Annotated in this window: 21 protein-coding genes and 1 tRNA gene; 16 read left to right on the forward strand and 6 right to left on the reverse strand. The window is 64.6% G+C overall.

Translation table 11 applies throughout. The annotated features are described in order from the left end of the window. Positions 1 to 49 precede the first annotated feature (49 nt). The 10 genes from KBA48_RS08310 to KBA48_RS08355 all read left to right on the forward strand — a co-directional run bounded on the left by KBA48_RS08310 (position 50) and on the right by KBA48_RS08355 (position 9,597). Complete coding sequence (locus tag KBA48_RS08310; protein WP_292905117.1) at positions 50 to 1,279, forward strand: LL-diaminopimelate aminotransferase; 1,230 nt, start codon at positions 50 to 52, stop codon at positions 1,277 to 1,279. A gap of 12 nt (positions 1,280 to 1,291) precedes the next feature. After that, the gene (locus KBA48_RS08315) at positions 1,292 to 2,590 is read left to right on the forward strand and encodes a homoserine dehydrogenase (protein WP_292905119.1); all 1,299 of its coding nucleotides are present in this window, start codon (positions 1,292 to 1,294) and stop codon (positions 2,588 to 2,590) included. Positions 2,591 to 2,697: 107 nt separating this feature from the next. Then, positions 2,698 to 3,672: a class II fructose-bisphosphatase gene (gene glpX / locus KBA48_RS08320; protein WP_292905194.1), complete on the forward strand. Its 975-nt coding sequence runs from the start codon at positions 2,698 to 2,700 to the stop codon at positions 3,670 to 3,672. A 61-nt stretch (positions 3,673 to 3,733) separates the two neighbouring features. After that, on the forward strand, positions 3,734 to 4,114 hold the full coding sequence (locus KBA48_RS08325) for a hypothetical protein (RefSeq protein ID WP_292905121.1): 381 nt from the start codon (positions 3,734 to 3,736) through the stop codon (positions 4,112 to 4,114). Between the two features lie 65 nt (positions 4,115 to 4,179). Then, positions 4,180 to 5,979, forward strand: coding sequence for a single-stranded-DNA-specific exonuclease RecJ (gene recJ / locus KBA48_RS08330; protein ID WP_292905123.1), 1,800 nt, complete (start codon positions 4,180 to 4,182; stop codon positions 5,977 to 5,979). A gap of 175 nt (positions 5,980 to 6,154) precedes the next feature. Beyond that, positions 6,155 to 7,681, forward strand: coding sequence for a hypothetical protein (locus KBA48_RS08335; protein ID WP_292905125.1), 1,527 nt, complete (start codon positions 6,155 to 6,157; stop codon positions 7,679 to 7,681). A gap of 95 nt (positions 7,682 to 7,776) precedes the next feature. Next, positions 7,777 to 7,852 (forward strand) — tRNA-Glu (locus tag KBA48_RS08340). A gap of 149 nt (positions 7,853 to 8,001) precedes the next feature. Further along, positions 8,002 to 8,223 (forward strand): hypothetical protein, encoded by a 222-nt coding sequence (locus KBA48_RS08345; protein WP_292905127.1) that lies wholly within the window; start codon positions 8,002 to 8,004, stop codon positions 8,221 to 8,223. 36 nt (positions 8,224 to 8,259) lie between these two features. Then, positions 8,260 to 8,427 (forward strand): hypothetical protein, encoded by a 168-nt coding sequence (locus KBA48_RS08350; RefSeq protein WP_292905129.1) that lies wholly within the window; start codon positions 8,260 to 8,262, stop codon positions 8,425 to 8,427. A 270-nt stretch (positions 8,428 to 8,697) separates the two neighbouring features. Continuing rightward, positions 8,698 to 9,597: a tetratricopeptide repeat protein gene (locus tag KBA48_RS08355; RefSeq protein WP_292905131.1), complete on the forward strand. Its 900-nt coding sequence runs from the start codon at positions 8,698 to 8,700 to the stop codon at positions 9,595 to 9,597. 99 nt (positions 9,598 to 9,696) lie between these two features. On the opposite strand, the gene KBA48_RS08360 is transcribed toward KBA48_RS08355, so the two are convergent. Further along, a complete protein-coding gene (locus KBA48_RS08360) occupies positions 9,697 to 10,464 on the reverse strand; it encodes a TerB family tellurite resistance protein (protein WP_292905133.1) in 768 nt (255 codons plus the stop codon). 237 nt (positions 10,465 to 10,701) lie between these two features. Here KBA48_RS08360 and KBA48_RS08365 point away from each other — a divergent pair, with 237 nt between their 5' ends. The 5 genes from KBA48_RS08365 (at position 10,702) to KBA48_RS08385 (ending at position 15,416) form a co-directional block, all read left to right on the forward strand. Then, on the forward strand, positions 10,702 to 11,241 hold the full coding sequence (locus KBA48_RS08365) for a GNAT family N-acetyltransferase (RefSeq protein WP_292905135.1): 540 nt from the start codon (positions 10,702 to 10,704) through the stop codon (positions 11,239 to 11,241). A gap of 122 nt (positions 11,242 to 11,363) precedes the next feature. Beyond that, positions 11,364 to 12,605 (forward strand): lipoprotein-releasing ABC transporter permease subunit, encoded by a 1,242-nt coding sequence (locus KBA48_RS08370; protein WP_292905137.1) that lies wholly within the window; start codon positions 11,364 to 11,366, stop codon positions 12,603 to 12,605. Further along, positions 12,598 to 13,845, forward strand: a complete 1,248-nt coding sequence (locus KBA48_RS08375) for a lipoprotein-releasing ABC transporter permease subunit (RefSeq protein ID WP_292905139.1) — start codon at positions 12,598 to 12,600, stop codon at positions 13,843 to 13,845. Before KBA48_RS08370 ends, KBA48_RS08375 begins: the two co-directional genes overlap by 8 nt. A gap of 3 nt (positions 13,846 to 13,848) precedes the next feature. After that, complete coding sequence (locus KBA48_RS08380) at positions 13,849 to 14,544, forward strand: ABC transporter ATP-binding protein (RefSeq protein WP_292905141.1); 696 nt, start codon at positions 13,849 to 13,851, stop codon at positions 14,542 to 14,544. 2 nt (positions 14,545 to 14,546) lie between these two features. Next, positions 14,547 to 15,416, forward strand: coding sequence for a hypothetical protein (locus KBA48_RS08385; RefSeq protein WP_292905143.1), 870 nt, complete (start codon positions 14,547 to 14,549; stop codon positions 15,414 to 15,416). Here KBA48_RS08385 and KBA48_RS08390 read toward each other — a convergent pair. The 3 genes from KBA48_RS08390 to KBA48_RS08400 form a co-directional block, all read right to left on the reverse strand. Further along, positions 15,413 to 17,749, reverse strand: a complete 2,337-nt coding sequence (locus KBA48_RS08390; RefSeq protein WP_292905145.1) for a calcium-binding protein — start codon at positions 17,747 to 17,749, stop codon at positions 15,413 to 15,415. The genes KBA48_RS08385 and KBA48_RS08390 overlap by 4 nt on opposite strands. Before the next feature lie 151 nt (positions 17,750 to 17,900). Next, positions 17,901 to 19,583, reverse strand: coding sequence for a calcium-binding protein (locus KBA48_RS08395; protein WP_292905147.1), 1,683 nt, complete (start codon positions 19,581 to 19,583; stop codon positions 17,901 to 17,903). Between the two features lie 111 nt (positions 19,584 to 19,694). Further along, positions 19,695 to 22,982, reverse strand: coding sequence for a calcium-binding protein (locus tag KBA48_RS08400; RefSeq protein ID WP_292905149.1), 3,288 nt, complete (start codon positions 22,980 to 22,982; stop codon positions 19,695 to 19,697). Between the two features lie 196 nt (positions 22,983 to 23,178). Between KBA48_RS08400 and KBA48_RS08405 the strand changes: the two genes are divergently transcribed. Continuing rightward, on the forward strand, positions 23,179 to 23,850 hold the full coding sequence (locus tag KBA48_RS08405) for a hypothetical protein (protein WP_292905151.1): 672 nt from the start codon (positions 23,179 to 23,181) through the stop codon (positions 23,848 to 23,850). 67 nt (positions 23,851 to 23,917) lie between these two features. On the opposite strand, the gene KBA48_RS08410 is transcribed toward KBA48_RS08405, so the two are convergent. Both KBA48_RS08410 and KBA48_RS08415 read right to left on the reverse strand, forming a co-directional pair. Beyond that, on the reverse strand, positions 23,918 to 24,481 hold the full coding sequence (locus tag KBA48_RS08410) for a GNAT family protein (RefSeq protein WP_292905153.1): 564 nt from the start codon (positions 24,479 to 24,481) through the stop codon (positions 23,918 to 23,920). 387 nt (positions 24,482 to 24,868) lie between these two features. Continuing rightward, positions 24,869 to 25,312, reverse strand: coding sequence for a hypothetical protein (locus KBA48_RS08415; RefSeq protein ID WP_292905155.1), 444 nt, complete (start codon positions 25,310 to 25,312; stop codon positions 24,869 to 24,871). Between the last annotated feature and the right edge of the window lie 123 nt (positions 25,313 to 25,435).

Raw genomic sequence — 25,435 nt, forward strand, 5'->3', positions numbered from 1 at the left:
GTGCGCTACATATTTCGCCCCTTTCATTTCCAACCCGGTGCCCAGGTCCATGAGCGACACTGAATTCCACCGCATCAAGCGGCTTCCGCCCTACGTCTTCGCTGAAGTGAATGCGATGAAGGCGCGAGCTAGGGCCGCCGCGGAGGACATCATCGATCTCGGCATGGGCAACCCGGACCAGCCGACGCCGCCGCACATCGTGGCGAAGATGATCGAAGCGGTCCAGAACCCCAAGACCCACCGCTATAGCCAGAGCCGCGGCATCCCCGGCCTGCGCAAGGCGATCAGCGCCTATTACAAGCGCCGCTTCGACGTCGATATCGATCCGGAAAGCGAAGCGATCGTCACCATCGGTTCCAAGGAAGGCCTGGCCAATCTGGCGCAGGCCATCACCAGCCCCGGCGACGTGATCCTGGTGCCCAACCCCAGCTACCCGATCCATCCGTTCGGCTTCATGCTGGCCGGTGCGGCGCTGCGCCACATCCCCGTGAATAACGGCCTGGATGATTTCGTGCCGGCGCTGGAACGCGCCATCAAGCATTCGGTGCCCAAGCCGACGGCCCTGATCGTCAGCTTCCCGTCAAACCCGACGGGACAGACGGTGACGCTGGACTGGTACCGGCCCATCGTGGACCTGTGCCTGAAGCACGGCATCTACATCCTGTCCGACATCGCCTATGCCGAGATCTATTTCGACGGCAATCCGCCGCCGTCGGTGTTGCAGATCCCGGAAGCGCGCGACATCACCGTGGAATTCAACAGCCTTTCCAAGACCTACAACATGCCGGGCTGGCGGGTGGGCTTTGGCGTCGGCTCGAAGAAGCTGGTGGGTGCGCTGGCCAAGTTCAAATCCTATGTGGATTACGGCGCCTTCACCCCCATCCAGGTGGCGGCCACCGCCGCCCTGAACGGGCCACAGGATTGCGTGCTGGAAATCCGCGAGATGTACAGGCAGCGCCGCGACGTGCTGGTCAAGGGCCTGCATCAGGCCGGCTGGATGGTGCCCAGCCCCAATGCGTCGATGTTTGTCTGGGCCGAGATCCCCGAGCAGTTCCGTCATCTGGGCAGCCTGGAATTCGCCAAGCTGCTGATGCAGGAAGCCAAGGTTGCGGTCAGCCCCGGCATCGGCTTTGGCGAATATGGCGACAGCCATGTGCGTTTCGGTCTGGTGGAGAATACCCAGCGCATCCGGCAGGCGACCACCAATATCAAGCTGTTCCTGGACAAGGCGCGCAAGGTCAACGCGCCCATCACGTCCGAACCCGCCGCTGTCGAGTGAGGATCAAATCTTATGGTTGATGGCAAACCTTTGCGCATCGGTGTCGCCGGCTTGGGCACGGTCGGCGGTGGGGTTCTGAAGCTGGTATCGGCGAATGCCGCCTTGCTGTCCAAACGGTCCGGCCGCCCCATTCAGGTGGTGGCCGTGTCCGCCCGTGACCGCAGCCGCGACCGTGGCGTCGATCTGTCCGCTGTCCGCTGGTACGAAAATGCGGCCGATCTGGCTGTCGATCCCGATGTGGACGTGTTCGTCGAACTGATCGGCGGCTCCGACGGCATCGCACGTCAGGCGGTGGAGGCGGCCCTGGCCGCCGGCAAGCATGTGGTCACCGCCAACAAGGCGCTGCTGGCCCATCACGGCGCCGCCCTGGCCAAGACCGCAGAAGCGGCCGGCCTGACCCTGGCGTTCGAGGCGGCGGTGGCCGGCGGCATTCCGGCCATCAAGGGCCTGCGCGAAGGGCTGGCCGCCAACAATATCCGTGAAGTCCACGGCATCCTGAATGGCACCTGCAATTACATCCTGACCGAAATGCGGACCACGGGCCGCGATTTCGCCGATGTGCTGGCCGATGCGCAGAGCCTGGGCTATGCCGAGGCCGACCCGTCCTTCGACGTGGATGGCGTGGATGCCGCGCACAAGCTGGCGGTGCTGACCGCCGTTGCCTTCGGCGCGCATGTCGATTTCAAGTCGGTGCATATCGAAGGCATCCGCCACGTCTCGGCGCTGGACATCAACTATGCCCAGGAACTGGGCTACCGCATCCGTCTGCTGGGCATCGCGCGCCGGACGGAGGATGGGATCGAACAGCGGGTGCATCCCTGCATGGTGCCGATCACCAGCCCCTGCGGCGCCACCGACGGCGTGTTCAATGCCGTCGTCGCCGATGGCGATTTTGTGGACAAGGTGGTGCTGGTGGGCCGGGGTGCCGGCGCCGGCCCCACCGCGTCGGCCGTTGTCGCCGATCTGGTGGATATTGCCCGTGGCCGTTCCACGCCGACCTTCGGCGTGCCGGCAGCGGAACTGGAACCGGCCAACGCCGCCCCGCTCAGCCGCCGTCGTGGCCGCTACTATGTCCGTCTGATGGTGGTGGACCGTCCCGGCGTGATCGCGGAGATCGCGGCCACGCTGCGCGACCAGAATGTCTCGATGGAGGCGTTCCTGCAGCGCGGCCGGGCACCCGGTGAGGCTGTGCCGGTTGTCTGGACCACCCATGACACGGATGAAGCCGCCATGCAGCAGGCGCTCGCCACCATCGCGTCGTTGGACAGCGTTCTGGAACCACCGCGCATGATCCGTATCGAGGATTTCTGATACACACTCAACCCAGGAACGGCGCAGGCCACAAGACGCCGATCTCAGCAAAAGGGGAACAAGACATGAGTGAGCAAAGCAATCCGAAGGGCGATTTCTCCCTGGTCATGGATCGCAATCTGGCGCTGGAAGTCGTCCGCGTCACGGAAGCGGCCGCCCTGTCCGCCTCTCTGCTGATGGGCCGTGGCGACGAGAAGGCCGCCGACCAGGCCGCCGTGGACGCCATGCGCAAGGCGCTGAACGCGCTGTCCATCGAGGGCACCGTGGTCATCGGCGAGGGTGAGCGCGACGAAGCCCCGATGCTCTATATCGGGGAAAAGGTCGGCACCGGTAACGGTCCCAAGATCGACATCGCGCTGGACCCGCTGGAAGGCACGACCATCTGCGCCAAGGGCGGCCCCAACGCGCTGGCCGTCATTGCCATGGCGGAGGCCGGCGGCTTCCTGAACGCCCCCGACGTCTATATGGACAAGATCGCCGTTGGCGGTGGCCTGCCCGATGGCGTGGTTGACCTGGACGAGAAGGTCGAGACCAACCTGAGGAATCTGGCCAAGGCCAAGGGTGCGGACGTGGCCGAACTGGTGGTCTGCATCCTGGACCGCCCGCGCCATTCCGAACTGATCGCCCGCGTGCGTGAGGCTGGTGCCCGCATCATGCTGATCGGCGACGGTGACGTGTCGGGCGTGATCGCGACGGCTCAGCCCAATGCCGGCATCGACCTGTATATGGGTTCCGGTGGTGCGCCGGAAGGCGTGCTGGCCGCGGCCGCCCTGCGCTGCATCGGCGGGCAGTTCCAGGGCCGTCTGCTGTTCCGCAACGATGCGGAGCGCGAGCGGGCCAAGCGCTGGGGCGTCACCGACCTGGACAAGAAGTACGGCCTGCATGACCTGGCCAAGGGCGACGTCATGTTCTGCGCCACCGGCGTGACCACCGGCCCCATGCTGGACGGTGTGCGCCGCTTTGCGGGCGGCGCCATCACCCATTCCGTGGTGATGCGGTCCAAGTCGGGCACGGTGCGTTATGTCGAGGCGCATCACAATTTCCGCACCAAGCCGAGCATCATTCCGGAAGCCAAGCGCTGATGGTGACAGAGGTGCCCCGGGACCGGGGCACCTCCGGCAAGCTTCGCAGGAGGGAGACGGCATGGCACCGCGCATTGCACCGCTGGGCATCGACAATGTCTTCTTCCGCGTCGCTGATCTGGACCTTGCCGTCGCCTTCTATGAAGGCTGCGGCCTGCGGCTGAAATTCCGCGTCGACGCCAAGAACATGGCCTTGTTCAGCATAGGGGACGAGGCGCCGGGACTGGTGTTGAGCTGTGATCAGGGACCGCAGGGCGGCCGCCTCTGGGTGGAGGTGGCCGACGCCAAGGCGGTGGCGGACGGGCTGTCCTTGTCCGATGTGGCCGTGCGCCTGTTCGACACGGCTACGGGCCTGACCTGCGAAGTGACCGACCCGGACGGGAATGTCCTGGGTTTCGCCGATTACCGCCATCGGCCTGAACTGGCGCGCGGCGCGCACTGACGCGCTGCCAGGAACCGCCCGATATCGGTGACATTTTCGCTCAGCCCTGAGAATTCGGTTAACCCATGACCATCCCCGCCTTCCTCGGCGTTGAAAGCTCCCTCACCGGCCGCCGCTGGAAGGCCCGCAACAGCGATGACCGGCTGGCGCTGGCCCTGGCCCAGGCGCACGCTTTGCCGGAACTGGTGGGCCGCCTGCTGGCCGGGCGGGGTGTGGGGGTGGAGGAGGTGGAGCGCTTCCTGTCGCCCACATTGCGCGCCTTCATGCCCGATCCGTCGGTCCTGCGGGACATGGATGTGGCGGCTGACCGGCTGGCCCGCGCCATCCGCGATGGGGAGAAAGTGGCCGTCTTCGGTGACTATGATGTGGATGGCGCCACCTCCACGGCTCTGCTGAACCGGTTTTTCCGCGCCGTGGGCCGGCAATTGCGTGTCTATATCCCCGACCGGATCGAGGAAGGGTACGGGCCCAACCTGCCGGCCCTGTTGAAACTGAAGGAAGAAGGCATCGGCCTGGTGGTGACGGTCGATTGCGGCGTCACCAGCTTCGATCCGTTGCATGGGGCCGTGGCGGCGGGGTTGGAGGTGGTGGTGGTGGACCATCACAAGGCCGAACCGCGCCTGCCGTCCGTGACCGCCGTGGTCAATCCCAACCGTCTGGATGAACCCGCCGGTGGGCCGTTATCCACGCTGGCTGCCGTCGGTGTGACCTTCCTGCTGATCGTGGCCGTCAATCGCGCCCTTCGCAAGGGCGGCTTCTACAGCAATGGCCGGACAGAACCGGACCTGATGTCCTGGCTGGATATCGTGGCGTTGGGCACCGTCTGTGATGTGGTGCCGCTGGTCGGGCTGAACCGGGCGTTTGTGGCGCAGGGGCTGCGCATCATGGGCAAGCGCGCCAATATCGGTATTTCCGCCCTGGCCGATGTTGCCGGCGTGAACGAGGCGATGGACGCCTACCATGCGGGTTACATCATCGGTCCGCGCGTGAATGCCGGCGGGCGGGTCGGTCGGGCGGACCTGGGCACGCGGCTTCTGTCGACGGAGTCGGCGGCGGAAGCGGCGGACCTTGCCAAGGAACTGCACGCCTTCAACGCCGAACGCCGCGCCATCGAGGCGGCGGTGCTGGAGGAGGCGATCGCCGCCACGGAAACGGTGGTGGATGAAAGCCCCGAACTGGTGCTGGCGGTGGGAGAGGGGTGGCATCCCGGCGTCATCGGTATCGTCGCTTCCCGCCTGAAGGACCGCTACAATCGTCCGGCCTGCGTCGTGGCGCTGGACGGTATGGTGGGTAAGGCCTCGGGCCGGTCGGTGCGCGGTGTCGATCTGGGCTCCGCCATCATCGCGGCGCGTCAGGCGGGGCTGCTGGTGGCCGGCGGCGGCCATGCCATGGCGGCAGGCTTCACGGTGGAACGTGAAAAGATCGATGACCTTCGCGCCTTCCTGCGCGACCGCATCGCGCGACAATTGGATGATGCCGGCCCGCTGGTGCCCTCCCTGTCCCTGGATGGCGCCTTGTCCGTGCGCGCGGCCAATCCCGACCTGTTGCGGCACCTGGAAAAGCTGGCGCCCTATGGCACCGGCAATTCCGAACCCCGCTTCGCCGTTACCGACGCCCGCATCGTCAAGGCCGATGTGGTGGGGGCGGAGGGAAAGCATGTGCGCTGCATCCTGACCGGCAGCGATGGCAGCCGCCTGAAATCCATCGCCTTTCGTGCCATGGATGGCGACCTGGGTCCGGCGCTGCTGCAAAGCGGCGGGCGTCCCATGCATCTGGCGGGGACTTTGCGGCCCGATCGCTGGAACGGCAATGACGGTGTACAGTTATTGATTGATGATGGGGCGGTTTCCGGCGGCGCCGGATAAGGAAACATGAGTGTCTATTCATTCATTTGACGCCGGTCTTTAATAAATTATTGCCAAATCGTTAAAGACAGCTACCCCCGCATGTCCTATAATCGACCATCGCCCATTCACCGCTTGCATGGTCACTGCCGGGGCAAGGCGGTTTATGGGTCATTTGGGCGGGGTAATCGTTGTCATGAATTTGCGTGCGGCGGGCGCGCCGGCTGAGAGGCCGGATGCAGGCAAGGTGAAGGAAACGGCGGCGACGCCGACTGAGCCGACTTCCGCCGTCGCCAAGCTCCAGGCCCATTTCGAACAATTGGACGAGGGGTCGCTGCTGCGGGTGGCGCGGGCCGTGGAACTGGCCAGGGCCGCCGAGCGCCGGGACCCGACGGATGAGCAGATTCTGGAAACCCTGCGGCCGCGTCTGCGCGCCCTGCGTCCGCACCGGGTGCCCACCTTCCAGCGCTCCGTCTGCGTGGCGGTGGAGATTTATCTCTATGACGGCGAGTTGCATGAGGAAAAGCGCAAGGGGGCGTTGGGCCGGCAGGTGCTGATGCCCTGGTGGCGTGTGCTGCTGGCGTCGCCTTATCGTGGCACCCTAGTCGGGCTGGAAGCCGAATATGGAAAGGCGGTGCGGGAGCAGCGCTGGACCGACCTGCCTGGCATTGCCGAGCGGGGCGTGATGGCCGCCGCCGACGCGACCGAGGCGCTGTTGGCGGAGGCGGCGAAATCCTATGGCCGGCGCGGTGAACTGTCCTCCATGATGGGGGGCGACCGTGCGCTGGAGGATATGCGCGAAATCGGCGTGCTGCTGGGCCTGCACCCGCAATTGACGCCGGCCCTGGAACGGGTGCGGCGGATGGCCGGTGTGGAGGGGGGTGGCCGCATCCTTGATTTCACGCCCGCCGCCGTTGTGGCGGCCCGCACGGCCTATCTGAATGTCCATGATCGCGGTGCCGATCTTGTGGAATATTTCTTCTTCGGGTTGATGACCCTGCTGGCACAGCCATTCCAGGCGCTGCGTCTGGTGCGCATGCTGTCCCAGGACATGAGCCATGTTTCCGGCAATCACCCCGCCCGGCTGATCCCGGCCCGCCTGTTCTCCGACCTGACACGCACCCTGTCGGAAATCGGGCGTGCGTCCGGCGGCCCGGTGATGGCGCGTCGCGTCTGGCTGCTGACCTGTGCGCGTCTTGTTTCCGATGCGCAGATGATGATCAAGGGCCTGGCGGAGGAAGTGCAGGTCGAACCGAATCCGGAATGGCAGAAGCTGCTGTCCGAGGCCCGGACGCGGGTGATGCAGGCGGTGGATACGTTCCTGCTGGCGGCATTGCAGGACAGCGCCATCGTCCTGCCCGTCAAACAGTCGAAGGATCAGAAGCGGTCGGAGCTCCGGCTTGAACCCGATATGGCCCATGTCCCGACGGAGGAGGAGGTGGGCATCGCCCAGGCCGCCACCGTGCTGTTCACGGCCGTCAAGAAACTGATGGAGCAGGAGGGCCAGGAGCGGTTCATGCGGTCCAAGGAGGCGGACCTGGAACAGCGCCTGGAAATCGGCATCAATTTCCGGGTGGAGTATCTGCGCGCCCGGCCAAGGCATTCGGTCGCCCTGGAACAACTGCGCGGTGTGCAGAAGGTACTGAAGGGGTTGCCGTCGCTGAACATTATCCGCGACCTGGAATATCGTGTCGAACGGACCCTGGACCGTTATAAGAATTGATCGAAGTTCACCGTGGCATGGGCGATATGCACGAAACTGAAAAAAAGTGCTTGAACAGCCCGGCCGACCCGGCTAATTAACCGCCCACCGACGACGTCCCCATCGTCTAGAGGCCTAGGACACCAGCCTTTCACGTTGGTAACACGGGTTCGAATCCCGTTGGGGACGCCACCTCCCAAGAAATGAATTCTTGGTTTCCGGTGGCGGTGCCGGATGGATGACTTGAGCATCATTTGGCGGAATCGGAAAAAGCCCCGCGCCGAAAGGCCGGGGCTTTTTCGTTGCCAACCTGCATTTGCATTCTCAACAAGGGATTGATCATGCGTTCGATGGAAGGACAGCGCAGCGACAACCGGCCTCTGAAGCGCAGTGATGAAGAAAAGCGCCGTGCCCTGTTGCAGCTGGAAGCGGCCTATGCCGCCCTGGGTCCGAAGCCGACGCCGGGCCTGAAGGAAACCATGGCGGAGCGCATCCGCGCCCTGAAGGCCGAACTGGCCGAGGGTGCGAACAAGCCGCCGCGCCGCGAGCGGGATCGTGGCTGACGGCCACTGTCGCTGAAAAAGGGCGGGCATCGTTCCATGACGATGCCCGCCCTTTTCATTTCCGGCACCGGCAGGCCCGTGCCGTCCGGCGCGGCGGGCGTTGGCATCACCGTAACATTTCCGATGTCGGATGTTTTCCTCTTGACGACGCCGTCTGGCGGCGCCATCTTTGCCTCGTTGCGTCAACTTGCAGAAAGGAGGTGATCCGATGTCTCGTTCCACTTTGCGGACCCGCGCGGATCTCTCCGGCATCCGGGGCATCTCCGGCTGATCGGAAAGCGTCCGCAGGCGGGGTCCACCGCCAAAGCGGATCGTCCATGCGTCATCATGGAAGGCAGGGCCGGTTCCCCGGGGGACCGGCCCTGTTTTATGTGGAAAACCGGTTGCGCCGGCCTGTTCCTTGGTTCCGTTTTGCCGGCGGGCTTGCTATCAAGGCGCTGTATAAGAGTTCCACCAAAAATCCGGGTCGTTTTGATGAATCGCCAAGATCGCCGCCGTCAGCTTTCCGATTTGGCCAAGTCGGATGCGATGTATTCCAGCTTCCCGTCCGATATGCGGGCCGCGACGGAACTGCATCGCCAGGGCCGGATGAAGGAAGCGGCGGACACGCTGCGCAAGATCACCAAGGTCTATGCCGATCACCCGGATGTACGCGTGGCCTGGTCCAACCTGGGCGCCACGCTGCAGGGGCTGGGCAAGCTGGATGCCGCCGTGACGGCGTTGAAGAAGGCCCGCGCCCTGAAGCCGGACCATCCGCCGCCGCACCATAATCTGGGCATGGCACTGGCGCAGCAGGGCAAGCTGGACGAGGCCATCGAAAGCCTGCAGCGCGCCGTGGAACTGGACCCCAATTTCCGCGATGCCTGGGCCGGCCTGGCCCTGGTCCGTGAACAGACGGGTGAAATCCCGCTGGCGGCCGAAGCCTGGCAGCGCGCCGTTCAGGCCGATCCGAACGCGGTGGAGCCGCTGTTCAATTTCGGCAACTGCCTGTTCCGCCTGGGCCATCTGCAGGAAGCCGCTGCCGCCTTCCAGGGCTGTCTGGCCCGTCGGCCCAACATGCCGGAAGCCGTCTATGCCCTGGGCCGCGTGCATGAGGAGGCGGGCAGCTTTGACACCGCTGCTGAGGCCTACCTGGCTGCCACGCGGATCGCACCGCAGGTGGCGCAGGGCCATGCCCAATTGGCCGGTCTGATCGTCACGATCGCCGGCAGCGATCTGGCCAAGGCGCAGGGTCTGGCCGACACCTATCGCCAGACCCACCCGGACAGCCCCATCGTGGCGCAATTGTTCGCCCGCCTGGAAGAAATTGCCAGTCAGGCCGGGAGTGTGCCGGCCGACGGTGCGCCGCAGAACGACACCCCCGCCGACGCCTGATAGGCTGGCGATTGAAGGGCTGAAAGGGTGACCATTGGTCACTCTTTCAAGCCACTGGTACAGGGCCGTCATCCCGTGATGGATGGCGGCCTTTTTATTTCAGCCCCGGCGTTCCTTTTCGATCCGTTCATAGGCGGTGTTGAGGGCGGACATCTTCTCCTGGGCCAGATCGATGAATTCCTGCGGCAGGCCCTTGGCAATCAGGGCGTCGGGGTGGTTTTCCCGGACCAGCTTGCGATAGGCGGCCTTGATCGTGGGCATGTCGGCATCACGCGGCACGGCCAGAATGGCATAGGGGTCGTCCTCCGGTTCGCTGCCGCCTTCGATCCTGGTCCCATGCTGGCGCCAGACCTGTTCGAATTCGTCCGGGGGGAAGCCGAAGATTTCCGCTACCCGGCGCAGGAAGCCCAGTTCGGCCAGATGCACGATGTCGTCCGCCACGGCGATGTGGAACAGCCCGGCCAGCAATTCCTCCAGCACCTCCGGGCGGTCCTTGAACATCTGCGCCAGTTGTCGCGCATAGGGTTCGAATCCGGCGCTGTCACGCTTGGCGGCGTCGAACAGGCGGCCGACATTGCGGATCTCGTGGTCGGGAACATGGAAGATGCGTTTGAAGGCGTCGATCTCCACCCGGTGAACCACCCCGTCCGCCTTGGCCATCTTGGCGGACAGCACGATCACGCCGACGGTGAAGGCGATGGTCTGTGTCTGGTCGGGGCGATCCTGTTCGTCCGCACCGCGCGGGGATTGTTCGGCCGACCGGTATTCATCCACGGCATGTCCGGCCAGCGCACCCAGCAGGGCGCCCAGCGGCCCGCCGATCGCAAAACCCGCCGCGCCGCCGATGACCTTGCCCCAGATGCTCATTGTGTCCGTCCTTGCAGTTCCCAGCCAGGATAGCGGCGGGCGGGGACGATGCAACGCCGTTGGTGCCGCACCATGATAAACGACGTTTTCGGCATGGCTGCCCCCATCTTCACATTGTCGGTATACGGGCCTATATTGCACCGCACAATGATCCTGCGACATGGCAATGCGGGGCGTGAACGGGGCGGAGGCATCGAAGGGGCGTTTCTTTCCGATGGTTCGCCGAGGTTTGTCACCATGACCGTATTCCGCGCCCTGTTCCCCGCCGAAGCCGGCCGTTATGCCGCGCACCTGCTGCGCCTTTCCGCCGCCGACCGCCGGTCCCGATTCATGGGCGGGCTGTGTGATGCGTCTGTTCGTGCGCATGTGGACCGTATCGACTGGTCGCGGGCCATCGTCCTGGCTGCCCTATGCGAGGGGGAGGTTCGGGGGGCGGTGGAACTGCGTCTGGCCGGCGGCAGCGCCGAACTGGCCATTTCCATCGAGGGTGCCTTGCAGAATCAGGGTTTGGGGGGCGTTCTGGTCCGCCGCGCCTTTACCATGGCCCGCAACCGTGGCGCCCGCCGAGTGGAACTCTACTGTCAGGGTGACAATCACCGCATGCTGCGCATTGCCGGGCGCCTGTCCGCCCTGACCACCTTTGATGGCGGTGAAGTGCATTGTGACTTCCACTTGCCGGCGGCCGACACTTTCTCCCTGGCGATGGAGGCCCTGGATCGCGGGGGCAGCGCGCTGACCATGATGCTGGAACCGGCGGCGATGCCGCGCGCGGCATAGGAAGCGTCCGTGGCAGCCGATGCTGTTGCCGCCGGTTGTGTCTGGCGGGGGTTTCGCCCCGACCCCATTTCCGCCTATAAGCAGGAGCAGGCTTCCCTTTTCCAGTCGTATCAAGAGCCCCGATGATCTTCAGCCCCTTCGAGCGTTTGGTCGCCTTCCGTTACCTGCGGGCGCGGCGGCAGGAGGGGACGGTGTCGGTGATCGCCGGCTTCTCCTTCGTCGGGGTGGCACTGGGTGTTGCCACCCTGATCATCGTCATGTCGGTGATGAACGGCTTTCGGGCCGAACTGGTCAGCCGTATCCAGGGTGTCTCCGCCCATGCTGCCGTGACGGTCACGGGCGGCGGGCCGCTGACCGACGATGCCGGCCTGATCGACAGGCTGCGGGCCGCCCCCGGCGTGACACAGGTGATGCCGGTGGTGGAGGGTCAGGCGCTGGCCACCGTCAATGGGCGGGCCGTGGGGGTGAAGGTGCGCGGGCTGGAAGTCCCTGATTTCCAGGCGCGCCCCATCGTGGGGCGCAGCGTGATCCGTGGCCTGTCCGACCTGGGCGAGGATGGGGTGGCGTTAGGCTTCAATCTGTCCCGTTCGCTGGGCATCTCTGCCGGTGGCAATGTCACGTTAATCAGCCCCAAGGGTACTGTGACCGCGTTCGGCACCATGCTGCGGCGCAAGGAATTTCCGGTCTATGCCGTTGTTGATCTGCGCATGCCCGAACAGGACGGCAATCTGATCTATATGCCGATGGCGGCCGCCCAGGCGTTTTTCCGCATGGGCCAGGGGGTCAGCGCCATCGACGTGTTTGTCCGCGACCCGCGCGACGTCGACACGCTGCGCGCGACCCTGGCAAAGGCGGCGGGACCGGGCTTTACCGTCACCGACTGGCGTCAGGCCAACAAGGGGCTGGTGACGGCGCTGGGGGTGGAGCGGGTGGCCATGTTTGTGGTGCTGACCCTGATCATCCTGGTGGCCAGTTTTAACATCGTCTCCTCCATGGTCATGCTGGTGCGCGGCAAGGCGGCCAGCATCGCCATCCTGCGCACCATGGGGGCGCAGCGCGGGTCGGTGTCGCGCATCTTTCTGCTGGCCGGCGCCTCCATCGGGGCGGTGGGCACGCTGGTGGGCTTTGCGCTCGGGGTGGTGCTGACCCTGAATGTGCAGGCCATCGGTTACGCGCTGGGTCAGGTGCCGGGTATCGCGGGATCGCAGATGCTGCTGTTCCTGACCACCCTGCCGGCCATCATCGACTGGGCGGAGGTGGCGCTGGTGGTGGCTTTGGGCCTGTTCCTGTCGGTGGGTGCCACCCTGTATCCCGCCCGCCGGGCGGCATCGATGGACCCGGTGGAGGCGTTGCGCCATGGCTGACCGTTCCCGCATGTTCGGCGTCCTGGAACGCTGGATCGCCTTGCGTTATCTGGGCGCCCGCCGGCAGGAGGGGTTCATCTCCGTCATTGCCGGCTTTTCCTTCCTGGGCATCGCCCTGGGTGTGGCAACGCTGATCATCTCGCTGTCGGTCTTCAACGGGTTTCAGCGTGACCTGCTGTCCCGCGTGCTGGGGTTCCAGGGCCATGTGGTGGCCATGGGCAGCTATGGCCCGTTCCAGGCGCCCGACGCGCTGCTGGAAGGGGTGCGCACCGTGCCCGGTGTGGTGTCGGTGATGCCCAGCCTGGATGCGCAGGGGCTGCTGTCCTATCGCGACTTTGCCGGCGGCGTTTTGGTCAAGGCGCTGCGTCCCGCCGACATGGCGGCACGCCCTGCCTTTGCGGGGGCGCTGGTGCAGGGCACGCTGGCGGAGGGCGATGGCATCGCCATCGGCAAACGCATGGCCGAGAATGGCCGCATCAAGGTCGGTGACCGCGTCACCATCCTGTCGCCACAGGTGGATGCACAGGGTGGTCCGCCCCGGTCACGGGCCTTTACCGTGACGGGCATCGTGGCGCTGGGCGTGTCGGAATTCGACAACACACTGGTGCTGATGGACCTGACCACGGCGCAGGAATTCTTCCAGCTTGACGACAACGTCACGGCGGTGGAGGTGGATTTCACCGATCCCTCGCTGGCCCCGGCCGGGGCGGTGGAAGTGGGCAAGCGCCTGCCCGGCAGCCTGTATGTGCGCGACTGGCAGCAGGTGAACGGCGCCTTTTTCGGCTTTATCGAGACGCAGCGCAATGTCGTGTCCCTGATCCTGGGCATGATCGTGGTAGTCGCCGCCTTCAACATCATTTCCGGCATGATCATGATGGTGCAGGACAAGGGGCGGGAGATCGCGATCCTGCGCACCATGGGGGCCGGACGCGGCACCATCCTGCGCATCTTCCTGATGTCGGGTGCATCCATCGGCATTGCCGGCACGGCGGCGGGACTGGTCCTGGGTGTCACCTTGTCGGGCCATATGGAACAGTTGCGGCAGGTGGTGAAGGCGGCGACGGGCGTCGATCCGTTTAATTCGGACATCTATTTCCTGTCCTCCTTGCCCTCCTTCACCGATCCGTGGCAGGTGGCACAGGTGGCTTTGGCGTCGGTGGCCCTGTCGCTGCTGGCCACGCTGTACCCTTCCTGGCGGGCGGCGACGCTGGACCCCGTCGAAGCGCTTCGATACGAGTGACACATGCCTGAGATTGTGCTGCGCCTCTCTAACATCCACCGCTCCTTTACGCAGGTTGAAACCCCCCTGCATGTACTGCGCGGTGTGGACGCCGCCATTCAGGCGGGGGAGATGGTGGCCCTGGTGGGGCCCAGCGGGGCGGGCAAATCCACCCTGTTGCATATCGCCGGCCTGCTGGAACCCGCCGACAAGGGCACGATCGAGATCGCAGGGCAGAAGGCCGACGGCTTATCGGATTCCGAGCGCACCGCCATCCGTCGCGACAAGATCGGCTTCGTCTATCAGTTCCACCACCTGCTGCCGGAATTCACGGCGGAGGAAAATATCATCATCCCGCAGATGCTGGCCGGCGTGGCGCGGACTAAGGCGCGGGAGCGGGCGCGCGAGCTGCTGGGTCTGGTCGGCCTGTCCGCGCGCGCCGGCCACCGCCCGGCCATGCTGTCGGGCGGGGAGCAGCAGCGTGTGGCCATCGCCCGCGCGCTGGCCAACCGCCCGCGCCTGCTGATCGCGGATGAGCCGACGGGCAATCTCGACATGCATACGTCGGAAAAGGTCTTCGCCCTGTTCGCCGATCTGGTGCGCGGGCAGGGCCACGGGGGCGCAAAGCTGGGCGCCCTGGTGGCCACCCACAACCTGGATCTGGCGCGGCGCATGGACCGGGTGGTGGAGATGCGCGACGGCGTGCTGGTGGCCGGCTGATCATGGCAAGCCTGCCCGACATCCCCTTGCCCGCCGGCTACCGTGCCGACTGGGTCCTTGCCTATCACGGGCGTGATCCGGACGGCTTGTCGGAACGGGTGGCGGGAAACACTATCACCAAGGTCCTGGCCCCGGCGGGCCGTGCCATCCGGGTGGCGATCACGATCCACCCTACCCATGCCACCCTGGCCACTGATCCCGGTGACCTGACGGCGGGGGAAGCGGCCAGCATTGCCGCCGCCGCATCCCGCATGCTCGGCGTGTCGGGCGATGTCACGGGGCTGGAGGCGCTGGTGGCGGAGGATGTGCAGGTGGCGCGTCTATTGTCGCGCTGCGGCCCCGGTCTGCGCCTGGCCCAGACGGCGGGTGTGTTTGAGGCCATGTGCTGGGCCATCGTGGGGCAGCAGGTCAATCTGCGGTTCGCGGGGCAATTGCGCCGCACCCTGATCGAACTGGCGGGGATCGATCATCCGTCGGGCATGAAGGCGCACCCGACGCCGTCCGGCATCGCGGCCCTGGACCCCGACCTGCTGGGCACCTTGAAATTCTCCCGCTCCAAGGCCGCCTATCTGATCAATGCCGCGCGCAGCGGCATTGATTTCGAGAGCCTGCCGAACGGTGACGCCGCGACGGCCGAAGCGGCGATGACGGGGGTGAAGGGGATCGGGCCCTGGACACGGGCCTATGTGCTGCTGCGAGCCTGCGCCTTTCCCGATGTGGCGCCCATCGGGGATGCGGGGCTGGCGGCGGCCCTGCAGAAATTCCACGGGCTGGACCACCGGCCCACCATCGCGGAGCAGGAAGCCTTGATGCGCCCGTTTGCGCCGTGGCGCAGTCTGGCCACGGCGCATCTCTGGGCGGGGTGGAGTTAACCCAGTTCGGTATAGATCAGCGGCCGCCCCTCATGGAAGCCCATGGCCAGATAGTGCAGCAGCGGATTCAGCCCCGTCACCGCCGCCACATCGGGATTGGCGGCCAGATAGGCGCTGGTATCGAACCAGCGGGAGGGATCACGCCCCTCCTTCCAGCCGTAAAGCGAGAAATGGGTCAGCGCATCGATGCCGCCGGTCGCCACGGCCGCCGCGACATCCGGGTTGCTGGCCAGGTACCAGTCGGTATCGAACAGGACGTTGGGGTCGCGTCCTTCCCGGGCGCCCCATTGCTTGTAATGGGTCCAGGCGTCCGGAAGCACCCCGTTGCGGATGGCCTGATCCACATCCGGATTGGCCGTCCGGTAGAAATTGCTGTCGAACAGCACCAGCGTGCCATTCTCCACCGCCGGCGACAGACGGCCCTCGGCGCGGCCATGGGCCAGATAATGCTGCTCCCCGTTCTGGTAAAAGCCCTGGGCGACGGCATTGGCCACATCCGGATAGAGCGCCAGATAGGAGGCATTGTCGAACTGTGAATGTTCGTAGGGATGGTTCAGGGTCCAGCGCTGCGGCGCGATCAGCGGCACGACGGTATTGTTGAAGATGCCGACTTCCACCCCATACAGCGTGTCCTGGCCTTCCCCGGTCGTGCGGTGGTCGGTCACCACGAAGGAGGTGTTGCCGGCGGTATCCGTCTGCTGGCGCACGCTGACCACGGCGGCATTGCCCGGCGGTGCCGTGAAGAAAGCGGCGTCGATACCATCACCACCGTGCAAGGTATCGTTGCCCCCGCCACCGATCAGCAGGTCCGATCCCTTGCCACCCGACAGGACGTCATCGCCCAGCCCGCCGCGCAGGATGTCGTTGCCGTCGCCGCCATTGATGGTCTGCGGATTATACTGGGCCAGGACCGACAGGTCGAAGCCGGGGGAGAAATGGCTGCTGGTCAGGCTGCTCATCTGTACGTTCTGAAGACGCGCCAGCACGCCCCGGTCGGCATTGTTCCAGGACAGGCCACCGGCATCGGGGTCCAGCGTGATCAGCGTATCTGCACCGTCCTGTTGCAGGCGCAGATAGGCGCCGAACGGGTTCCCGCCCTCATACCCGTACACGGTGCGCAGGATGACCGACAGGTCGATGACGTCGCCGCCATTGACGTCGAAATCCGTGATGGTGGCGCTTTCGACACCGTAATATTGCCAGGAACCGGAATAGGGACGGGTCACGCCGTCCAGCACGAACCGGTCGGCCCCGGCCCCGCCGGTCATCTGGCCGGATCTCACCTGCAGGACATCATCGCCCGCCCCGCCATCGACGGTGGCGCCCCCGCCGGTAATTGTGTCATTTCCCGCTTCGCCCAGGATCAGGCTTCCCGCCCCGGCGGACAGGACATCATTGCCGTCACCCCCGCGCAGGGTGGATTGGGCACCGGTGGCGGTCAGCGTGTCATCGCCGGCCCCGCCGATCAGCAGGCTGTTGGACCCCGCCGCTTCCAGCGTGTCACTGCCCAGGCCGCCATCCAGCGTGCTGGAGGCGCCGCTGGCGATCAGCCGGTCATTGCCATCACCGCCATTCAGTTGATCGGTGCCCATGCCGCTGATCAGCAGATCGTCGCCGGCGTCACCGGACAGCGTGTCATTGCCGTTCCCGCCGGCCAGCGTGTCGTTGCCATCATCGCCCGAAAGCCGATTATTGCCGGCGGTATCGGAGATGGAATCGTTACCGGCCCCACCCGCGATGGTGTCGTTACCCCATCCGCCGGCCAGTGTTTCCCCTGCCAAGGTGCCGGTCTGCGTGCTGTCGGCGCGGTTCAGGTCGCGCGTCGGCACCCATCCACTGGCAAAATTGGCCGCCACCAGATCATTGGCGAAGACGCCGTTCAGAACCACCAGTGTCTCGCGTTCATACTGGCTGCCGGCGGCGTCGCGGTCGATGCTGACCAGTGTGGTACCGCCCGCCAGCGCCTCGATCCACAGATGGGTGCCAAATGGGTTGGCACCCCGCGTGCCCGTCAAAAGCGGCAGGATGTTGGTCAGGTCAAGCACCTCACCGTTGGGGCCGCTGCTGAAATCGGTGATGGTGACCGTGGACAGCCGGTTGCTGTTCGATTCCGTTGCGGGAATGATGACGAACCGATCCTGGCCCGACCCGCCGGATACAGTGCCGCCGCTGATGGTCAGGACGTCGTTCCCGGCCCCGCCATCCAGACTGTCATTGCCCGCGGCGCCAATCAGGCTATCATCGCCGGCCAGACCCGTTATGGTGTCATCGTTGGCTGTCCCCGTCAGTGTATCGTTACCGGCAGTGCCCACCACGCTCTGTCCCGTCGCCATTTTTCACTCCCACCCTACATTCGGCAATTTTTAGGAAACCATAAGCAACTCTAATACCCATTGAATGGCGTGAATAGACGCCCATTAGTCATAGGTGATGAAATATGATGGGCAGTTGGTGACGCGGTCCTACCCCAAAGGATGAGCCCGATCAGATCAGGTCCTCCGTGTAATGCAGCGCCCGGCCCTCATGATACCCGTAACGCAGGTAATGGGTCAGCGGGTTGATACCGGCTGCTGTGACATCTGGATTTTCAGCAAGGTAGCGGTCCGTGTCGAACCAGCGTGATGGGGCACGCCCTTCTTTCCACCCATACAGGGCATAATGCGTCAAGGCATCGATCCCGCCCGTGGCAACAGCGGCGGCCACATCCGGGTTGGTGTTGAGGTACCAGTCCGTATCGAACAGGCCGTTGGGGTCGCGTCCCTCCCGCTGTCCATAAAGGACGAAATGGGCCCAGGCATTGCTGAGCGCGCCTTGGTCAACGGCGGCGGACAGGTCCGGGTTTGAGCGCAGGTAAAAATTGCTGTCGAATAATGCCAGCGCCCCGGTCAGTTTGGCCGGGGACAGGCGCCCTTCGGCCCTGCCATAGGCCAGGTAATGCTGCTCGCCACTGGTGAAATGGTTGGCGGCAACGGCCATTGCCACATCGGGATAAAGAGACAGATAGGCGCTTTCATCAAACTGTGCAGGGTCGTAAGGCTGATTGAGTGACCATTGGCCGGGGGCGGTCAGCGGCCTGATAATGTTGTCGAAAATGCCGATCTCCACGCCGTAGAGCATGTCGCTGCCTGTGCCGTCGATCCGATAATCGGTGACCAGGATGGCTGGATCGCCATTGGTGTCGATGATTGGCGCGACGTAGGCGCCGGAACCGCCCCCTATCGTGACATCAAAGCGGGCGGCATCAATGCCGTTGCCGCCATTGATCAGGTCATTGCCTGTGCCGCCGGTCAGCAGATCCGATCCGTCACCCCCGGACAGGCTGTCATGCCCGCGCGCGCCGGAAAGATCGTCATTGCCGCTGCCCCCCGTCACGGTCTGCGGCTGAAACTGCGACAGGACCGACACGTCATAGCCTTGGACGAAGGCACTGGCCGTGAGGCTGGAGGCACTGACGCCCTTCAGGCGGGCCAGCACAGTGGGCGCGGTGTCATAGGGGCCCGACCATTGATCAGGGTCGACCATCAGCAGCGTGTCGCCGCCATCCTGGACAAACCAGAGATAACGGCCCAGCGGATTGCCGCCTTCAAAGCCCCGCAGATTGCGCAGGGTCAATGAAAGGTCGAGGGCGTCCCCTTCCGCCGGATTGAAATCCATGATGGTGGTGAGGCCGATATTGTATCCTTTCAGCCACTTCGTGACACCGTTCAAGGCAAATATGTCCGCCCCGGCGCCGCCCGTCTGGTCGCCGGCATAGGCCTGAAGGCGGTCATTGCCATCGCCGCCATACATGACCGCGCCGACGGTGGCGATCAGGCTGTCATCTCCGCCATCGCCGTAAAGTTCGGAACCATCGCCGGCCACCATCAGAATGTCGTCGCCGGCCCCGCCGCGCAGGGTGTTGACGCCGATCTCGTAATAGTCGGGGCCGCCCAGGACGTCGTTGCCCTCGCCGCCATCCATCAGATCATTGCCAAAAGCGCCCCGCAGCGTGTCGTCACCCGGACCGCCGACAAGCGTATCGCTGCCAAAGCCGCTGAACAGGTCATCATGGCCCTGGCCGCCCACCAGGCTGTCCTGACCATCGCTGCCATCCAGCGTGTCGTCATCATTTCCGCCCACCAGGGTGTCGTTTCCGCTGGTGCCGATCAGGAAAAGTCCAGCCACCATCTTGTCACCATCCAACCCCGGCGTCGGCCCCCGGCAAGATTGCGGGCGGGGGCGAAACGGGGCGATTGCAGTTCAGGATGTACAAATCATGCCCGCAGCGTAACCCGCCGGTCAGATCAGGTCTTCCGTGTAATGCAGCGGCCGGCCCTCGCGATACCCATACAGCAGATAATGGGCCAGCGGGTTGATGCCGGCGGCGGCAATATCCGGGTTCTCCGCCAGATAGCGGCTGGTGTCGAACCAGCGTGACGGGTCGCGCCCTTCCTTCCAGCCATAGGTGACATAATGGGTCAGCGCGTCCATGCCGCTGCCCGCCACGTCCGTATAGGTGTCCATATACCAGTCGGTGTCGAACAGGCTGTTGGGGTCGCGGCCCTCCCGGCTGCCGTAAGCGCTGAAATGGGCCCAGGCCTCGCGGGCCGGGTTGGTGCCGATGGCGGTGGCGACGTCGGGATTCTGTTGAAGATAGAAATTGGTATCGAACAGGATCAGGGTACCGTCCAGCCGGGCCGGCGCCATGCGTCCCTCAGCCTGCCCACGGGCCAGGTAATGCGCCTGCCCGCTGGCATAGTCGCCCCGTTCAACGGCGGCCGCAACATCGGGATACAGCGACAGATATCCCGATTCGGAAAACTGCGTGGGGTCGTACAGCATATGCGACATGACCCCGGGATGCGGGCGCAGGGGGATGACCTGATCGCCGAAGATCCCGACTTCCACCGTGTACAGCGTGTCCACCCCTTCACCACCGGGCCTCGTATCGGTCAGGCGGTAATGATATTCGGTGGCGGACACCCCGATCACGTCGATCTTGATATTCTGGCCGATCTCGCTGGCGCTGGCCTTGAACCGGGCGGCATCGATGCCGGCACCACCATCCAGCATATCATTGCCCTGGCCGCCGACCAGCAGGTCCGACCCGTCGCCGCCGATGACGGTCTTCGGGATATAACCCCGGATGACCAGATCAATCTCCTGGGCGAAGTTGGCCTTGGTCAGGGCAGACAGGTCGGTGTTCAGCAGCCGGGCCAGGGCTGCCGGCGGCTTGGGCAGATAGGGGCTGGCATCGATGGGATCGGCATCGACCATCAGCACCAGATCATTGCCGTCCTGGACAAAACTGACATAGGGGCTCAGCGGTTTGCCCGCCTGATAATCCCACAGATTGGCCAGGATGCCCGACAGATCGATGACATCGCCCTCTGCCGCGCTGAAATCGGTAATGGTCACGGTGCTTGTCGGCGTGCCGCCATCCAGCCGGAACAGGCCCGTTGGCAGGAACCGGTCGGCGCCGGCACCTCCGGTCAGGCTGCCGGTCTGCGCCTCCAGCCGGTCATTGCCGGCCCCGCCATCCAGGATGGAAGCACCGTAGAGGGAGATCAGGACATCATTGCCATCATCGCCGAAAATGAAGTCATTATCGCCGGCATTGCGGATCGTATCGTCACCGGCCCCACCATTCAGCGTGTCGATCAGCCTGTCGGGCTCGATTTCATATTGGCCGGCATACCATTGCAGAAGGTCGTTGCCGTCGCCGCCCTCCAGCGATTCCGCCCCGCCGGCACCGGATAATGTGTCGCTGCCGCTGCCACCGAACAGGCGGGCGCCGGTGCCGCCGCTGATCAGGTCGGCGCCCGCGCCGCCTTCCACCGTGGTCTGGGCGCCCCCGGTCAGGACATCATCGCCATCCCCGCCAAACAGCCGGTCGCGGTCGGCCCCGCCCCGGATCGTGTCATTGCCGGCCCCGCCCGACAGGCTGTTCAGGCCAGAGGCGTCGGTGATGAAATCATTGCCGTCATTGCCGTTGATCGTGTCATTGCCCCAGCCGCCGACCAGCGTCTCATCCGCCGAAGTGCCGTTCTGCACCCTGTCGGAATCATCACGGATCGATCCCGGCAATTGTCCGGTAAAGAAATTGGCGGCCACCAGATCGGCCACTTTCACATTCGGCAGACGGGCCAGCGTGTAGCCGGGCTGATCCCCGGCGGCATCCAGATCGACCGTCAGTTCCGAATAAAGCTCCCCATATTGGGTGATCCGGAAATAGGTTGCGGTGGGATCACCCGGTTTGTACCCGATCAACAGGGGGATGATCAGGCTCAGGTCCAGAACATCTCCCCCGGCCCCGGTCCGGAAATCGGTGATCACCAGTTCCTGCAGGGAATAGGGATGGGCATAGCGGTTGCCGATGATGAACCGGTCCACGCCAAGGCCGCCCGTAACGCTGCCGCCGGTCAGGGTCAGGATATCGTCGCCGGCGCCGCCATTGATCGTGGACGCGATGGCCGTCAGCGCGTCGTTGCCATCGCCGCCATTGATCTGGTCCACGCCCGTCCCGGCGGTGATTGTGTCGTCGCCGGCATCGCCGTTCAATTGCCCGCCCCAGGAGGATGGGACCGTGGTGGCGTCGATCCAGTCATTGCCGTCGCCGCCGCTGACCGTGTCATAGCCGCCGCCCGGCAGGATGGTATCGTTACCGGCCCCGCCGGTCAGCAGATCGCCGCCCGGCCCGCCGACCAGCGTGTCATTGCCGTCGCCGCCCGACAGGACATTGCCCTCGGTGCTTTTGTCGGACAGGTAATCGTCACCCCCGGCCCCGTTGATCGTGTCGCGGCCCCATCCGCCTGACAGGGTGTCATTGCCATCACCGCCCAGGATGCTGGCCCCGACACTGTTGTCGATGCCGGTGCGCGGGGTGAAGCCACCCGTGAAATGGGTGGCGTTCAACATGCTGGACGAGACATTGCGAAAGGTGACCAGGGTCTGCGTGCCGTACTGGTCTCCCGCCGCATCGCGGTCCATGCGCAGATAGGCCTCCGTGCTGAAAGACGATTGTTCCAGCCAGAAATAGCGCCCGAACGGGTTGCCGCCATTATAGCCGACCAGGCTGGGCAGGATGGCCGTCAGGTCCAGAATGTCGCCGCGCAGGCCAACGGCGAAATCGCTGATGGTGACGGACCAGTCCTGGCCCAGATCCGGATTGCCCAGGCTGCCGACGACAAACCGGTCCCGCCCGGCGCCGCCCACCGCCATGCCGTGGGACAGGGTCAGCACGTCGTCGCCGGCCCCGCCGGCCACCGTTCCGCCGATGGCGGTCAGCGTATCGTCGCCGGCCCCACCATCGATCTGTTCCTCGCCCAGGCTGCTGGTGATCGTGTCGTTGCCGGCCCCGCCGCGGGCCAGATCGATATCCCCGAACTCGCCCCCCGTCAGATCGATGCGGTCATCGCCATTGCCGCCATCCAGCGTATCGAAACCGAACCCGCCCGTCAGGCTGTCATTGCCGTCGCCGCCGGACAGGCTGTCATTGCCGGCCAGACCGGTGATCGTGTCATCACCCGCCGTCCCGCCCAGTACATCGTCACCTGTGGTTCCTGTCCGTACAACGCCAGCAGCCATGATCCACCATTCCCGGGTTCGTGTTGTCCTTTGGAAACAACATGAGAAGCGAAGTTCCTGTCAATTATGATCGCGACCATCCTGTCCGGACAGCCGGGGAGGGGGGTGGAAATCTGCCTTAAATTCGCCGCGGGCCGGGCGCAGCCTGAAAACTGAACGCCGTTCCAATGCTGGAACGCCTTTGGACGAGGACATCATGTCGTTGCGTGATCTGGGCAGGTTGGCCGTCGCCGCGGCGGTGGCATTGTCACTTGGCGTGCCGCCCGCCATGGCCGGCGATTGGGATCGCGATGGGCGCGGCGGTTACGACCGGCATGACGACCGTGACCGGGATCGTGACCATGGGCGCGGGCATGACCGGGACCGCGACCGTTATTATGATCGTGGCCGTCCCGGTCCGGATTACCGTTACGCCGCCCCGCCGCCGGGCTGGTACGATCATGGCGGCTATCCCGTGCGCCATTGGGATGTGCCCCCGGCCCGGCGCCGTGTCTATCAGGACGTGGTTGTCGTGCGGCCTTACGGGCATTGGTACAATGGGTATGGTCATTATCGCCGCGACAATGACGCCGTCCTGTTCCTGGGCCTGACGGCCATCTCCCTGGTGGCGCTGGGCGCCCTGTCAGAGGCACAGCAGCGCGCGCATGAGGATGCGCAGATCCGCGCCACCATGGCGCCCGTGGGCCAGCCTGTGATCTGGTCCGACGGGTCGGCCGATGGATCGGTGACCACCTTGCGCGAAGGCCGCACGCCCCAGGGTGCCTATTGCCGGGAATTCCAGCAGCAGGTGACCATCGGCGGCCGGATGGAGGATGCCTATGGCACCGCCTGTCAGCAGCCCGACGGGTCCTGGCAGGTGGTCCAGTAAACCCAAGGCGGTGGATGCCGCTGCCGGGCGTCTGAGCAAACATGAATTCTGCCTGGATCAGTCGCGATCAGGTCGGCTCATTGTTGTCGCCAGACATCCACTCGCGGCGCAGGATGGCGTATTGCATGGTGTTTTCGTAGATCGGATTGCCGGCATCGTCGGTGGTGAATGATATGAACTCGATGAACACGCCTTCCCGACGCATACCCAGCTTCTCGCAGAGGCGCTGGGAGGGTTTGTTGTGGTCCTCGACATAGGCATAAATCCGGCGAAATCCCTTTACCCGGAACAGATGGTCGAGCAGGGCCCCTGCGGCTTCGTGCGCATATCCCTGGCCACCGAACTGGGGATTGAGGTTCCAGCCGACCGAGGTCGTGCCGTCTTCTTCCTCCTGTCCTGCCCCGCCGCCGAAAAGATCACCGATGACCTGACCGGTCTGTTTCAGGCATATCGCCACGCTTCCGTCGTCAAGGGCGCGCTTTTTGACCTCCGCCTCCGCTTCGGTCAGGTCTGCGAGTTTCAGCGAGAGGAAGCAGGAGGCGGTTGGCGCGTGCAAATAGGCAAAGAGGTCTTCTGCATCTCCTTCACGGAAGCGCCTGAGGATAAGGCGCTCGGTTTCAACGATTTGCATGTCCGCTACTCTTACTTTTTCGAAGAATGGGTCATACCACGGTCAAATATCTTGACCTTTGGTAACCGCGCTGACCGGCGGTCTGTGCCGCCGCAGTCGGTAAATCCTGACTGGTCGGGATCTACCGGCACGCGTATCATTGATTGAAATAACCTCCAGCGTCATCCCCGCGCAAGCGGGGATGACGCTGGAGACGGAATGAGCCCGATTCCATATATTACCAATCAGCCTTGATCGTGACTGATCAAGGCTGATTTCGCGTTTCCTCAATCACCGGGCGGCCGCATCTATGCCCCTGGCTTACGCCGCACGGGCGCCGGGCCGGCCATCGCCGGTCTCCAAACTGCCAAAGGTCAAACCTTCAGTTTGGTATAAATCCGACAAACTTCAGGGTCCGATCGACGCCAGCTTGGCCCGAACCTCTGTTACCTGCAACGGCCCCCGCCCGACGGGCACCGTTTCACCGGGCTTGCAGCCCTCATCCATCAGGAAGCGCAGCTTCAGGTCGGGCCGGGTGCTGTTGAAGGCATGAGCCGGCACCGCTGCGTCGAACCACAGAATGCCGTCCGCCGAGGGCGGAGCCTTGGGGTCGCGCATGATTTGTGCCACGAAGGCCGGGCCTGTCGGCACATCGACGATGATATGGCGGGTCCCGTAGAAGCTTTCCTCCCGGACGGCGATGCGCAGCGCCACCAGCTCTCGCGCCGTGGGGATGCGTTTCAACGGCACGTTCCGCCAAGCCGGCTGACCCGCCGTCACTTCCGTCACCTCTCCGGCGAACGTGGCGGGGGCCAGCATTAGGCCAGCCAGAAGCAGCAGAACGGCACGCATGCGGCATCCCCATGATCTGTCCACCACCATGATGCGCGGCGCCGGACACGCATGCAATGCAAAAGTGATAGTATGAAAGCCCCTATAGGTAGTAAACCCGGCTGCCGCGCTGGATGCTAAAAA

Source organism: Niveispirillum sp. (assembly GCF_017996735.1).
GTDB lineage: Bacteria > Pseudomonadota > Alphaproteobacteria > Azospirillales > Azospirillaceae > Niveispirillum.